The 15617-nt window shown below is 58.6% G+C and carries 6 protein-coding genes; all 6 read right to left on the bottom strand.

Annotated features, from left to right (window positions below):
- Positions 1 to 46: 46 nt before the first annotated feature.
- The 6 genes from ONB25_10215 to ONB25_10190 all read right to left on the bottom strand — a co-directional run bounded on the left by ONB25_10215 (position 47) and on the right by ONB25_10190 (position 15220).
- A complete protein-coding gene (locus tag ONB25_10215; GenBank protein ID MDZ7393253.1) occupies positions 47 to 2686 on the bottom strand; it encodes an alpha/beta hydrolase-fold protein in 2640 nt (879 codons plus the stop codon).
- On the bottom strand, positions 2683 to 5736 hold the full coding sequence (locus tag ONB25_10210) for an alpha-amylase family glycosyl hydrolase (GenBank protein MDZ7393252.1): 3054 nt from the start codon (positions 5734 to 5736) through the stop codon (positions 2683 to 2685). The genes ONB25_10215 and ONB25_10210 overlap by 4 nt, the downstream gene beginning before the upstream one ends.
- A gap of 111 nt (positions 5737 to 5847) precedes the next feature.
- Positions 5848 to 8676, bottom strand: coding sequence for a T9SS type A sorting domain-containing protein (locus ONB25_10205; GenBank protein MDZ7393251.1), 2829 nt, complete (start codon positions 8674 to 8676; stop codon positions 5848 to 5850).
- A 211-nt stretch (positions 8677 to 8887) separates the two neighbouring features.
- A complete protein-coding gene (locus ONB25_10200; protein MDZ7393250.1) occupies positions 8888 to 9898 on the bottom strand; it encodes a PorV/PorQ family protein in 1011 nt (336 codons plus the stop codon).
- Positions 9899 to 9912: 14 nt separating this feature from the next.
- On the bottom strand, positions 9913 to 12708 hold the full coding sequence (locus ONB25_10195) for a hypothetical protein (protein ID MDZ7393249.1): 2796 nt from the start codon (positions 12706 to 12708) through the stop codon (positions 9913 to 9915).
- 46 nt (positions 12709 to 12754) lie between these two features.
- A complete protein-coding gene (locus ONB25_10190) occupies positions 12755 to 15220 on the bottom strand; it encodes a TonB-dependent receptor (protein MDZ7393248.1) in 2466 nt (821 codons plus the stop codon).
- Positions 15221 to 15617: the final 397 nt, after the last annotated feature.

Raw genomic sequence — 15617 nt, 5'->3', positions numbered from 1 at the left:
CTCCTCCGTTGCTTCTCCTTTCCGTTCCGGTCCGGTGCAAAACATTCTACCGCGCCAGCACTACCTTGGTGGTTGATACGCTTGGGCCCGCACGAACACGGATGAGATAAACGCCGCTGGGCACACGGTAGCCGCGGCTATCTGTGCCGTCCCAGGTGATGGCGTGACCCCTCTGGGCGCTCCCCTCGATGTCTATTTGCCTGACCTTTCTGCCCCGGAGGTCAAAGACGCCCGCCCTGAGTGGACCCCCGACGTATCCTGCACAAAGGATCACCACCGAGTCATTGAATGGATTTGGGTACGCGGAGACGGCGAACTCGGCCACCTGAACACCATTGTCCTCCACTGCCGTCCCGTTCCAGAATGGATTGAATTCGAAGACATCACGGGATGTGAAGGGCTTTTTGGTTTTCAGCACAAAAACATCTCCAGGCCTCGGGGGCTCGTCCCGGGGCAAGCCCGCGAAAGTGATCGCCCAGGTCAATTGGGGTCTGCCCTCGGCCTCGCGGGCAATCAGGAAAAGCTCGTCGCCCGCGGAAATCGTGGCATCGGCATCAGGGTCATTGTAAATGAACTCCACCGGACTATCGGTGATAACTTCGCGCACCCAAAACATAGTCGGTAGCGGCTCGGCTCCCCATAGATCGCTGGAAAGGGCCACGAGTTCATCGCAGACGGCGATCTCATAGTCAGCTGGCCACGGAACGCCGGAGAGCACCTCGGTACCCAGGTCCACAACGGGCAGGTAAACACGATACCGCAAGGTCGACGCGCCCACGACCCAACCGGTGCTGTCCTCATTCACCTCGGGGGCTGGCAGATCGCTGACCACCAGCCGCAAACCGTCAAACAATGGACCTTCGCATGTGCCGTCCACCTGGGTAGCTCCGCCTACCAGCTGAACGCCATCGCCCACCCTCCACACGTCGTAGCGTGTCGGACGCTCTTGGAAGGTCACGCGGTACAAAGCGTCCCTGACGTCTTCGTGGGAAACAACGTGCACCGCAACACTCCCGGAACCATTGCCTGCCACGTGCCTCACTGCGCCCGGACTTAGCTCAGTGCGTTCATTCTCTACCGCAAAAAGGCTCGATGTATCCGTAACCGTGACTGTGCCATCAAAGCAGCTCACCAAAAGGCGGTACCGTGTACTGTTCTCGTAGGCAGTGGTTTGCCATTGAAACGCCTCGTTCCCACTTCGTCGTTCGAACAGAGGGTACCAGTGGCGTCCATCGTCAGATGAGTATGCACCGCTCACAAGGAGCAGGTCGCCGTCAGCGTCCTCCGCGCTCCAGGCAATGAGCTTGGTCCCGGAGATCACCTCTCCTTCGGCCGGACCCCATACCACCAGATCCGGCGCGCCATTGCCAGGGTTATCCACGGTGAACTTCCCAGGGGTCTCTGCCAGTCCGACGAGAGAATCGGCCACGACCATCACGCGTAACCGGTAGCGCGTGCCATCTGGGACCTCGGCCGTATTCCACAGAAACGACGTGTCTGCCGAGGACATGGCCAAGAGGGATTGCCAATGGGTGCCGTTGTCGCGGCTAAAGGACACCAACGTCAAGCCCCCGTGCAGAGGTCGACCAGGAGACCACATGACCACAGTCTGCCCGTGTACGCGATCGCCGGGTGCAGGGAGCACCAAGCGCAGGGGGATGTTCGTCGCCGGGTTTTGGAACTTTTGCCAATGGAGCGGAAGCGTGACGCGCATATGCTCATCGGCAAAGTACCAGTTGTGTTCGGCATTGGGGCTGAGACGTATCTCCTCGAACTGGTTCTCCAGCCCCCGTGAGCGAAGCACCTCGACCATATGCTGGGCACGTCGAAGATTGCCCGCCTGTTCGCTGCCGGCACTGTGAATGAGAAACTGGCAGGTAGCCAACAGCACAAGCCGTTGCTCAGAGGCATCGCGCACGAGGTTGCAGGGGTTGTAACTCAACATGACCTGTACGTTCCGCGGCCTACCGAAGGCAGGGTCAAACAGCGATGAGCCCAGCCAGGTCTGGTCATCCAGGGTGCCCGGTGTGCGCGGATCGTCAAGGTCGAGCCACATCAGCGTCCCATCGTAGGATCCCGCCGAGCAGAAGAGCTCCGGATGCCTGGTGATTAGCATCATCGCAGTGTAGCCGCCAAGCGAGAAGCCGTCCACGCCGCGTTGCGTTCGGCTAGGAATTGTCCGATAGTGGCCGTCGATGTAGGGTATCACGTCCTGCACGAGAAAGTCTTCGAAACGGCCCGTGCCGATGCCAGCTTTGCCGCCAGCGGAGCTGACTTGCACGAAGTTGACCCCCAAGCCTGGCACAGTGTTGTCGTCGGATGCGAGGCCAGGCATGACCAATATCATCTTGCCGATCCTTCCCTCGGCGTAAAGCTGGTCTGCCACATCCTGGATGTTTCTGCCTCTCCGGCTGCTGTCCTCCTCGCGATTCACCCACTCCCGCTCGTGACCCCGAAACAGGTACACAACCGGGTAGTACTCATGTTCGGCGCCATAACCCGGAGGAAGGTAGACGTTCATGTTCTTGTAGATGCCAAGGGCCGAGCTGAAAAAGGTGATGCGCTCCACCCTCCCTTTCACCTGAGCGGGTGCGGCACGTAGGCCGAAGATGAGGAGACAGCCGACCAGAGGCAAGAGTTTGCCCACTGTTTCTCTGCCGATGGGGCTTGTTCGCCACGAGCTCATCGCACCCGTAGTACCTTCCGCACGTGAACCTCTCCAGCCGCTATCAGGCGCACAAAGTAGATGCCGCTGGGAGCCTGCGCGCCACCCTCGTCGGCGCCATCCCAGCACACTTCCTGCTCACCTGCTTGCTGGAGGCAGTCCACCAGCGTTTTCACCTTTCTGCCGCACACGTCGAGCACGTCCACCCGCACCGTGCCGTCCACAGGCAACCTGTAATGCAACACGGTAGCGCCGTTGAAGGGGTTCGGATAGTTCTGGGCGAGCTCCGCCCTGCGCAAGTCCTGTTCCAGGGTAAGCCGCGGCACTGCGACTGTGAGCTCCGGAAGCTGGAGTGGCTGCTCAAAAGTGCTAATGGTGAACACCGCCACCCCGTAGGGCGACAGACTCACCTGCAGAGTATCCAGCAGAGCGCCCGGCATCAACGCCGACCCGCCGTAGTAGAGATCGTTCAGGAAGTACGAAGCCGAAAGGCTAAAGTCCTGGCTAAACTCAGCCCATGAGGCAGGCTGTACCGCCACCGCACACGAGATCGGCGTCCCGGAAAAGTTCATGATTACCACGCCATTTTGGTCCTTCCAGGGGCGGCCAAAGGCGTAAACCTCCGGGGCAGTCGTAGACAACCGCACTTGCACAGAGCGGTCTGCGCCATCGATGCGGTAGTCGCCGTTGGTGTCTTCAAACTGGCGACTGAACGCGGGGAATTGGGCCCGGATGTGCGCCAGCTTTTGGTAGTGCCGGGCCAGCACCTGGCCCGCGGGATTCTGCCAGTTCACTGTGGAGCGCACCCTATAGTCTCGACTGCCGGACATCCCATAGCCCATGCCCACTTCCTGCCCCTGGTAAAGCAGCGGCAGCCCAGTCGCCAAGAAAATGGCTGTCGCAACGGGGACCGTCTTTTCGATGCTGTTGTAACGGTAGGCAACCCGGTCTTCGTCCTGATTTTCGAGAAAACGCAAGAAAAGCGAGTTGGGACCTGGGCGGTATCCGCCGTTGTACAGACGAGCGTCAAGCGTGGCAATGGCCGGGAAACGGTCGACGGCACCGCTGAGGATCCAATCGTAACCCACGTCCATCCCGCCGCCCAGGTCGGCATATTGCACCTCGGAGCCGCTGCCCGTGCCGTTCGTCTCGCCGAGGATCATGATATCGGCCTTGGCAGCCCGGAGAGCCCGCCGCAAGGGCTCGTCGAATGCACTACGCCCGTAGCGACGATGTGGCCCCCAATAGACATCAAGGCGAAAGCCATCGATGTCGTACGTGCGCAGCCAGTAGGTGTACACTTCCAGCATGTACCGCCTCGCCTCCTCGTCGGCCCAGTTCCAGTTGAGCAAGGCATCCGAGAAGCCGGAGTAGTACACGATCCCATCGGCGGACACACTCTGCCCAAGACCGTTGTCATCGTGGGGGATGATGGTGTGTTGGTAGAAATCGTAGTACCTGCTGAATCGCTTCTTGGTGCGCACGTCCAATGCAAATGGGTGTGACCTGCTGGTGTGGTTGGGGGTGACGTCCAGAATCACCCGTATCCCTAACTCATGGGCTCTCCGTACAAAGTATCGAAAATCGTCCTCAGTGCCGTACACCGGCTCAATGCGGTAGAAATCGACGATGTTGTACCCGATGTTGGTCCCTTGGTCAAGGGTACCTTCTACATCCATGACCGGCAGCACCCAGATGACATTGAAACCCATGCGTCGCACATGGTCCAAATTGTCTGCCGCGGCGCGCAAGGTCCCCTGTGGTGTAAATGAGCGCACGAACATGCAGTAGACCCGTCCGTGTGTCACCCAGCTGGGAACAGTCGACAGCGCTGGGATCACCACTTGCGAGTCGTTGAGCACAGTGAAAAAGTTGACTGTGGAGTTGGCATGTCCATCTGGGTCAGTTGCGGTCAGTTTCAGGGAATAATCGCCAGGGATCGGCGGAATGTCCAGATCGAACGTCGAATCGGTGCGCCCCTCCACGCCCGCCAATGTCGCGGGATTGGTGTCCTGGCAGGACCACAGATAACTCACGGGCGCCCCCTGGGGGTCGTTGCCCCTGCCTGCCACGCGCACCTTGCGCCCCACCTGGGCGAATACTATCTCTGGCTGCGGCACCTGCGGCAATGGGTAGCGAAGACGCAGGGTATCCGAGTTCGCGGTCAAGCCTGCCGTGTCTGTGACAGAAGCGACAAACTGGTTCTCCCCAGAGCGGAGGTTCACCGTCCATTGGTATTCGCCGGAGGCAGAGGGTTGAAACACCAGGGGGTGGCTGCCGATCTGATAGAGCGTGACCGACCGCGCCGCGACTCCCGGGGCAGTGCGCCAGCGTATGGTACGGGCTGCGGCCCAACAGCTGTCTGTGGATGGCGTCTCGAAGTACACCGCACCAGCTATATAAGTAAACGAAGTAGAATCACATGCTACACTGCCATCCCTGGTTCGCACAGTCACTAACACCGTATGCACCCCGCTCCCAAGCGAAGGCAGGGAACAGCGCAGCAGAGAGAGTCCCTCAACCATTTTCCCCGTAAAGTCGCTCCACACGCGCCCGTCGACGGTCACCGTAGATTGGTCAGCAAGAAGGGAGTCCCCTTCGCTCACGCATATGGCCGCAACAATGGTGGGCGCCTGACCACTCAAGACCGCACCCTCGGGCGGCCACAGCTCAAACACCATGGCCGGCTGCACGGGAAGAACGGAGTTGTTGTTGTCGGCATAGTTGATGCGTCGATTGAGAGGATCGGTGAACCATTGCCACTGTGCGCCCGATGGATCATAGTGCTCGTGGAACTTGTACTGCTGCGTGGTTCCTACGGTCAGGGCGATTCTCTTCACGTAGAAACCCAAGGAGTCCACGTATTCCATTTGGGAAGGCGCATTGGGGTAGATGCGACCATTGCTATTGGGGCCCCAATTGTTGAACGTTCCAGGCACAAAGGCCCGCACCACCCTCGCCGAAGTGGGGTAGTGGCGGAACGTAACGTTGACAATGCCCTGAGCCTCCACTTGCTGGGCGTAGAACGCCAAAGCGAACAAAAAGCCTATGGATCTCTTTGCCCTTTTCACGCCCGCTTCCGGTGAAATCCTCACCGCGCATGGTGCCATTGCGAAGAGGGGAGAAAGCAGCGAGGCTTTCTCCCCTCAGGTACCTCTACTTCTGTGCTGAGCAGCGGCCCCTTACCGCACCAACACCATCTTGGCCGTCCTCACCACCTGGCCCGCCTCCATCCGACACACATACACCCCACTCACCACCTGACGCCCCACCTCATCCCGACCATCCCACCTCACACGGTACACCCCTGGCACCTGCTCCTCATCCACCAATGTCGCTACCCGCACCCCCAACAGATTGTACACCTCCACCCGCACACGACCACCACGCACCACCTGGTACCGTACCTCCGTCTCCGGATTAAACGGATTCGGATAGTTCCCTAACCGATACTCCCTCGGCACCTCCCGGCTCACCACCTCCACCCCCGTCCGCGGCCGCTGATTGTCATAATCCCACGCACTGTAAAACACCGGATCGATGCTCCCAAACTGCGACGCAATCATGGACGCAGGCACACTGTCATCGATGTTCTCAATGTGGTTATTCCCATAACCACCCTCATTGTCTCCTCCGCCTACCCCAAACTTGAACTCCTGACCCACCACATCATTCGAATCCGGCGAATAAAAACACACCAACGTGTACACCGTGTCCCCCGCCACCAGGTCACCATGCGTCCCATCATCGTACATCCGATGCGCAGGATCCGCCATCAACCCCGCTCCCCAGGTGCCCCATCCTCCCGTGGCCGGCCCGTTCATCGCCACCCCCCACGCCACCACCTGATCCGGCGACGTCACATGCAACGTCCCCTGAATGTCACGCAACGTGCTCCCCGCCCTCACCTGGTACACCGCAGGACGCGCATCACACGTAAACGTCACCGTCACCGGCCGCGCCACCACCGCCGTGTTCCGGAACAACGGCATCCGGTGGATGTCCGACTTGCTCGCCACCACATCCTCTATCGTAATCGCCCCCCCACCAACCGGATCCTGCACCCGCCGCTCCGCCTCCCCCACCGTCTCACCCGCATAGTAAAAGTTATAGTATATCTCCCGATACTCCACCCCGTGCTTCACCTTGTAGTACTGGTAGTCCAACTTCCCCCCAATGGTCGTCACCACCGTGTCCGTGGCCGTGTACCGCGACGTAAACCCTATCCGCCGCATCTGCTTGGTCCGTACCCCCGCCGCCGTCCCAAAATACCCCGACCGCACCAACAACGTGTCCCCATGCGCAAAACCAAAATTCGCTATCGCCTGCCCCAAATCCGCAACCCACGTCACCACCACCTGATCCCGATGCTCCACCGCTCGAGGCCGCTTGTTGTCAAACCAAAACCAGTGCACCGTCGTGTCTACCCCACTCACATCCACATGATTCTGCAAACTCGGATTGTACACCAAATTGCCCCAATCCTCATCCAACGCCGCCCCCGCTCGATGCACCACCACCTTAAACTCTAACCCCTTGCCCGCATACTGATCCGGCACATGCACCGCCCCACTGTAAAAATACCCCCCACTGTACTGCCGCGACCCCATGTTCACATGGTCACTCTCCCGCACCAACGGGTACGTCCGTCCCCACGACAGCTCCCCCGTCTGTCCCCAATCCACAGTGTTCGAACCCCGCAACCCTATCACCTGCGCCCCAGGATTGAAATCCTCCCACCCCTGCACATTCACCCGCACCCACACCACAAAACTGTTCGGCTCATCCACCCACGGCCGCGCATACTGCTCCGCTCCCCACAACCACCCATTCACAAACTGCAACGGCAACGTCGTGTCCGCATTGCCCACCACCAACACCCGGTTCCCCGTCGCCACATCCCCCTCCCATCCCTGGTGCTCCCACTCCGCCCCCGCATACACCGTGTCGTGCGCATTCGTGTAAAACTTAAACTCCACCCGCTCCCCAGGCGTAAACTCCGCAGTCCCCTTCCAATAATCCCCACCCACATTCTGCAAAAACACCGGCGACGCCCCACTCCACGTCAACGGTCCCCCACTCCCTCGCACCTGCACCGTCGAACTCGCCCCCAACGTGTCCGGCACCGTCGCCGTGTTCGCTAAGAACGTAACCCGGACCTTCGACGGCGGAAATGCGGCACGATAACGTGCCCTCGCGGCCTGCACGTTGGCAAGGAGATCTGCTAATCCGTCGCCGTAGACTACCGCGTAGGTCAGCACCGCTGAGTCGCCAGGGGCAATGGTATAAGCACCGGCGTTCACGTTGTAGATGGCTCCGTCCGTGCCGAACGTCAGAGGGCCATCAAAGCCGGTCTCGCTCAGCATCTTGAATCGTGTGGAATCGTGCGCCTGGTCCGAATTGGGATCCGGCGAATAGTCGTGCCAGTCGAGAATCTTATAGGAGTAAGGATCCCCAGAAACCAGTGCAACACCCAGGTGGGGCAATTCCGTACCGCGGTAGTTGTAAGCGATCTGGTGGGTGGCATTCCACTCGCACGTGCCGTCATAGCCCGCGGAAATCATCGGCACTACCGTTGCGGCAAGGTAGAGCTTCATGGCTTCGGCGGCCATGTTGACCACAGCAAATCGCGCCAAGAAAAACTTGTCATTATTCCACCCATACAGGTGCACCCGCACATGCACATTGGGCGGAAGGTTGGAGTAGCTGTTATCAGCCACCGTGTAGAGCTCGACGTCGGCCTTGGTGGGCGTCGCCAGCTTATACGCGTTGATGACTTTGTTCGCGTCCTGAATGTAGTCGTAGACCGCGTCCTTCGAGAGACCAGCCGACATACTGATGCGGCCTACGTGGCGGGTACCCGAGTTGCTGGGGGCATAAAGTCGAATCTGACCCGCGTTGGTCAGATACATGCCCACCGCGCCGGTCTCTCCTCTGGCCTGTGCAAACAACTGAGACCCAATGCCCAGCACAGAAGCCAGAGCGACCACGAAAACGACAAGCTTCTTCATAGGCACCTCCCTCCTTCAATGCTCCGTTTGCCTCAATCCGCCCTGACAGCCCTTCCGCCTCAGCACTCTGCCCCTCTGGTCCCCCGAATCCCCTCAAGTTCCCCCTTACCGCTTTGTGCATCACCTCCTTTTGCCCTAATTCGTCGAAACGTGACCAGCAGTCCCTGTGCTCCTGGCCCGCGTTCGAGAGCCATGCTGTAAGAACCTTGACTTAGAACTCCAAACCCACGGAAAACCGTTGGACGTCCTCGAGAAGATCGAAGAAAGAGTAGGCATAGTCAATCCGCACCGAAGAACGAGCCAATGGAAGTCGCACCCCCGCGCCAAGGGTCCAGTTCTCCTGGTCATAGTTGTATCGGTACCCTGCCCGCAGGAAAGCGATCTGCCGAATCCCGACCTCTGTGCCGAAGTTAAGGCGTTCGTTGTTATCATTCGGGTGGGCCGCATCCACTGCCGCACGAACGGCCAAGAAGGGCGAGCGGTACACGTCGAAAGCGATGCCCACTTGGAAATGCAAAGGCAAAGGATACGTCTCGGTTTTCAGTCGGGCGGGGGTCAGGCGGTTGCGGGGGACCGACACGTTGAGGTCATGGACCACATCCAAATCGCGGCCGTCCAGCTTTAGGTCTGCGCCAAAGTTGGTCATGGCCATGGCGATTACCAGGTGCAGAAAGTCGAGCCGATACTGCGTCCCCACGTCAAACGCCATGCCGCTGGCGCTTTCATGCCAGATTCGCTGTCGCACGTACTTGGCGGTGACCCCCACAGACATTCGGTCGGTCAACGCCCGCGCGTAGGTGACCCCCAGCGATACGTCCTGGGCATCCCAAAACTCACCGCTGCCCTCCGGCTGGAGCTCTGTGGTGACCTCCATCTTGTCCATCCCTAAAGAGTTCACCGAGACACCAAGAACGCCCCACCGATCCAGATTCAGGACGTACCCAACCGAAGTCAAGTGGACAGTGGAAAACCACTGCAGGTGGGAGAAGTGAACTGCCTGACGCTGGACGTGGGTGATACCGGCAGGATTCCAAAACAGGGCCACGGCATCCTCTGCCATGCCCACATAGGCACCGGCCATCCCTACCGCCTGCGCGCCGACCGGAATCTGCAGGAATTGCGCGCCCGCGGTACCCACATTGGGGTTCTGGCCAAAGAGGACGCTAGTCCCTACCAGTACCGCAGCGATTATCGCGGCAATCGGAAGATGAGTCCTGTTCATGCGCCTGAGCTCCTTCACTTGATGACAGCAAAGCGGCTGAGGTGACGGGCTGTCTTGGTGCTCACTATGTAGAAGTAGACTCCAGGACTAATCTCTCGCCCGCCCTCTGCGCGCAAGTCCCAAGTCTCGGTGCCAGTCCCGCTCGTATGATGGATCGTCTTCACCAGATCGCCATCCAGAGTAAAGATTTGTATCGTACACTCTCCCGGCAAGTGGATGAACTGCATCTGACGAAGCGGTTCCCGGCGTAGCTCGCCGAACTCCGGCTCAAAAAGGGAAGAGACCACATAAGGGTTGGGGACCACCTTGACCGCGGCTAACTCATTGCTGCTCAGCCTTGGCAGAGTGAACCGCGTCTGGACCGCGAAAGTGTAGCGGTCCCCTGGACGAGGCGGATCGGGGATGTTCGTGTGAATGGAAAACACATTCCCTTCTCCGGGCGCGCTCTTCTCGTCGAACACGATGCGGAGAGCGATGCCACCGAAGGTCACCGTGCCGCCACTCGGCAGCGAATCGCTCCGGGCGACCATATTCCCCCCTTGATCCTTGACCTGGAACACCGCGCGCTGTTTCCCTCCCGGGCCCATGACCGGATTGGCGAAGGTGAGGGTATAAGTCATCTCCTGAATCTTGGACTTGTCGACGACCGAGGGGGTAATTTCCACCATTGCCGCGCCGCTCACGCGCGCCACCGGCTCCACGTACTCTGAAGGCACGACCTGGAGGAGTAAGCCGTCCCCAGTGGCCAGCCAACTTCTGTAACTCAGCACCCGCGGGGTGAGCACCAGGATACCGTCGGAGCGCCGGACGCTGATTCCTGTCTGGATCACTAGCGAGTCCCCTGCCTCCGGCAGCAGGGTTGGCGGCGCCGCAGGGTCAGGATCCGTGAGAGTCAGCGCCAGCCCCTCGAACTCAATGGTTTCACCTGACGCGTAAGGATGGCCGACGACAAGACTCTTGTTCGTTGTCTGATTGCGCACGTTTAGGCGACCAGCGGCGTCGAAACTGACGCCATATAGGTGACCGGTAGCCTCTTCCGGTTTGACCACCGCAACGTGCGCCTGTGTGTTGAGATTACCTCTGGCGACGAATGCCACTGGCGGGAACGTAACCTCATAGTGGTAACCGCCGCATTGTGCGTCATCCGCCACCCTCACGCTCAGAGAGAAATCCGAAGGCCCGGTGTGCTCGATTGACCCAACAGATCCACGTACCACGTCCAATGCCTCTGTCCGCGGGACTGCTGCCACGGTGTTTTTGGCGGCTACGGTGTTCCCCCGCGGCGACTCAAGGCTCTCTACCGTCGAGTCTCCCCGGTCATAGCTGGTGATCGTGTACCAATACTCAAATCCGTTTGTGACATTGGTGTCCACGTAGGAATACTGCAGGCCGGTGTCCTTGCCAATGCCATTGACAACATCAAACTCCGCCAGAGGCACGGGGTCTGGCCCAACGTGCGGATTCTCATTGCGGTCGATCTGGTCCCAGTGCACCCCGCCGTCGATGGACTTGTACAGACGGTACCCTTCAAGATCGAACTCATTGGAGAAGGGGTCCCTCTCGCTTTCAGGGACATTATCCCAAAACAGGGTCACACGGCCGTCACCGGCAACGGCCGTGAGAGTAGGTGCTGACGGCGGCTTTGCCATTTCAAAGTCTAGCTCTGCTGCCCTCAGCGCCATCAAGGTGTTTGACAACAGCTGCCCCAGATTACTCCCGGCCACAATGGCCGTTACAAACCTCAGTGTATCTCCCACCGGCAAAGTATATGGTCCAGAGCTCATTATCGCCACGACATCCAGTCCGGTGACCGGGATGGTGTTGGGGTCATCGTAGTGGAGGGTGGGCAAATTCCCAACGTGGAAATACCGATTGCCCAAAGGAGACTCGAATAGCCGGCGATCTGAGCTCATGATGCGATACTGAACCGTATCGAGGTCCATATCGTCATCATAAAGGTTGTAGTGCCAATCGGTCACCCCCATCTCCTGACCGTTCACTAAGGGCGTCTTCAAGAAGGCACAGCCAAAGTAACCCGTAGTGTTGCCTACCCACTCGGAGGTATAACCATCATCGTAAAAATAGAGCAGATTGAGTTGTTTCTCGAAGCCAATACGGTCGTCGGCATACTCCGGGTCGCCGCCCGACACATTCCCCACGTCAATGTCCACATAGAGCGCAAAGTACAGAGAGTCAAGATCCTTTTCGCCCTTGTTTATCACGTCAAATATGAAGAAAAGCATATCCTCGAGGCTCTTAAGGCCATAAGCGTAGCTGGTTTGAGCGATGTGGATTCCAAGGCGTTTGACCGTATTATTGCTGTCGCTGTACACGCAGAAGGCGTCTTGATCCGATTTGAAAATGGGGTTGCCGGAGGCATCGCGCACTGGCCACCCTGTTGCCGGCCATGTGGACGGGTCATCGCTCATCGCCACCTTCGCCAGAGCGGGATTATGGTAGCCACCCACCGCTTCCCATTCCTCGTTGGTGGTGAAACGCCCCTGAATCACATTTCCGGGAATCCCCACGAACGGGTTGATACGGTAGATGTAGTGCCGACCGCTGCCGTACGGGTATTCACCACTAGGCCCCTGACTAAGACGCCGGGGATAGAGCTTGCCCCGGTTTTCAAAGAACAGACCGATATTGCTGGCATTGTGAATGCCGGCGGCTCTGTCCTTGATGCCTGCGGGCTTGTCGAGCTGGCCCACTTTCTCCTTGTCATCTTCCCAGCCGGTGGGAGCCGTTTGCGCGCCCGCCGTGGAAAGGCTCGCAGCTATTATGCACAGAAAGAGGAGCTTCTTTCCCATGGTATCATTCCTCGCAAGGACCAATGTTGGTCACCACGTGGCACCTTTACAAGCGCACTCCCAGTCCCACTCTCACGCGGCGCGGCGGACCGTAATTGCTCGGGTCACGCATGTATTCGCGAGAATGGTTGCCTTGGCGTGTAAAATCCGGCTCCCCAGTGTCAGGGTAAACATACACAACGTTCTTGAAATTGGTCAAATTCAGCACTTCAACAAAAAGGCGGATCTTTGTGCCCCCCACGCGAACCGTGCGCCCCACCTCACAGTCCAAAGTGTAATTGGAAGGCATGCGCGCTGAATTCTTGATCACAAAGCCCACATCGCGTCCCGAGGGGGTGTAAGGGAAGCCGCTGCTGGCGCTGAACATAAAACTCCAGTCGGTGTGCGCCATGGGATAGAAACCAAATAGTTCAGGGCCCTCTTTTGCACCGAAACGAGCGCTAAGAGAAGCGTTGAGCACGTGCGTCTTGTCAAAGTCCAAATAGTAGAGGAGGGTCGACTCCTGCGTGCCGGGGTATTGCTCGGTCTCCGAGGAGGCGCTCCCCTTGGCCACCGAATAGGTATAGGTCAACGACCCCTGCACTGCCGCCCTTGGCCGGTAGTCAAGGTTTACCTCAAATCCCTTAATGTTAGCATAGTCTTCGTTCACATAGAGCGTATAGCCCACGTACCGTCCTGAGAAGTAGGGCATGTAGTAGTGAGTGCCTATCAGACCGGTCACGTCTTTGTAGTAAGCCGTTACATGCGCAGCCAAGGAGTTGCTGAACTGGTGGGCAAGCCCCGTCTCATAGGCGACCGTCTTCTCCGCATCCAGGTCCGGCTGTCCAAATAGGGGTTCCCTCACATTGAGGTCATACTGCCGGTTCTCATAAAAATACTGGTACTCTGGGTTCTGGAAGAAGTGACCATAGGCAAAGTGCAACTTGGTCCGCTCGCTTACCGGATGCGCAATGCCAATTCGAGGGCTGAGCTGCCACTTTGGCTTGACGCTCCGTTCGCTCGCCAGGTCCAAAGGGTTTGCGCGGAACTTGGTTCGCGCATTCGCATAATCAAACCTAAGACCGATGTTCACTGTAAGATAGGCGTACTCTATCTTGTCCTGGAGATACGCGGAGGCCTCTAGCGGCTTTTGATCGTAGTCGTTGATGTAGGGGAAGTCGCGCGTGGGATCGTATATGTCGAACAAACGGAGGCGGTGCTGCTTGACTTCAAACCCTGACTTTAGCTCATTCTGTCTGCCGATTTGCCACACGAGGTCGGCTTTCAGATCCACGGTGTGCGTCTTGCTCTTGGTTAGTTGAAGCGGGTCAGCCTTGCTGTAGAACTCATAGCCATTGCCGGCCCAGGGAACATACTGGCGAGTTGCGGGCGGCACATACTCTGAGGTGTCTTTGTCCACACCGCTGTAGTAATCCTGGCTGAATACCGACACGCGCACGTCGTAGAACATTCGCGGCGAGACCGTATGCGTTGCGGTGAGAATCGCCTGCCTGCTATGCGATCGGGTACGCGTGTACTGATCTGGGATGTACTTCCAGAGGTGATTGTACGGTTGACTTTTGGTCTCGCTGTACCGGCCACTCATGGTGACCTTGAGCCAAGGAGCGGGCCGAGAGGTGAGCTTGGCGAAGGCGGTCGCCTCCCGCCGGTATCCAAAGGGGAGCCAGCTTTCCCGCTGATTCTGTTCACCCGAGACAAAATAGGATAGACGATTCTTGAAGATGGGGCCGCTCACATATCCATTTGTTCGCCACTCGCCATAGTCATGGTACGGGGCCAGGCCAAACTGGCTAGTGCGGGTTTCAAGGCTGCCGGAGAGCAGGTCTGTGCCCTCCCTTGTGACAATGTTTACAATACCACTCAGGGCGTCGCCGTACTCGGCACTAAAGGTTCCGCTTAAAAGCGTCAGCTCTTTGATAGCATCGTTGTTGACTCTGGTGCCGAGGCCTCCGAAAAGCGGGTCCTCCACGTACATGCCGTCAATCAGATACCCCACTTCGTTCCCGCGCCCGCCGCGAATATGGAGTGTACTTCCTCGCGCGACAACCCCTGCCTGCGTAGCCAGCACCTCAGTGAAACTCTGGACTGGCAAGGCGTCGATGCGCTCCTGGTCCACCACCGCTATGGTGCTCGTAACATCCTTCTGAATGAATGGCCTCTCGGCCGTGACTACCACCTCCTGGAGATCAATGGTGGTCTCTTGGAGCGCAAAATCGACCCTTGTGGTCAAGTCAGCGGTGACCCTCACGCCTGCAACTGTAGTCCGGCTGTAGCCCATCATTTGCGCCGTCAGGGAATAGGTGCCCGGTGGTATATTCACGATGAAGAAGCTTCCGTCCGCGCCGGTGGCAGCGCCCAGAGTTGTACCCTCGATAAAGACGTTTGCCCCCGGTATCGGGGCCCCTGTAGCCCTGTCCTTGACTACGCCAGTGATCTTTCCCGTGGTGCCGGCTATCAGTTGGCATGCTATTGCAAGCCACGGGAAGTAGAATAAACGCCTATGCCACCTCATGACACCTCCGCAGGCAAATGAAACACGAATTGGACGCACAGGCGAAGTAGAACCTCATGCCCCTCGAAGGACATACATTCCGTGCACTCTATCGGAACACAATACACTGCCGCCCTGCGAATTCCCTCCCAGCGAGAAGGGCCCCCCACGTCCCGCACTGGCATCCGGTTGCACTTTTTCCCCCTGTTCCAGAACCCGATTGCCATCAATGCCCCCTTTCCCCCTGAGGGGAGAAAGCAGCGAGGCTTTCTCCCCTCAGGTACCTCTACCTCTGTGCTGAGCAGCGGCCCCTTACCGCACCAACACCATCTTGGCCGTCCTCACCACCTGGCCCGCCTCCATCCGACACACATACACCCCACTCACCACCTGACGCCCCACCTCATCCCGACCATCC

Source organism: candidate division KSB1 bacterium, assembly GCA_034506335.1.
Taxonomy (GTDB): Bacteria; Zhuqueibacterota; Zhuqueibacteria; order JANLFK01; family Oleimicrobiaceae; genus Oleimicrobium.
This window is presented reverse-complemented; position numbering and strand designations above follow the sequence as displayed.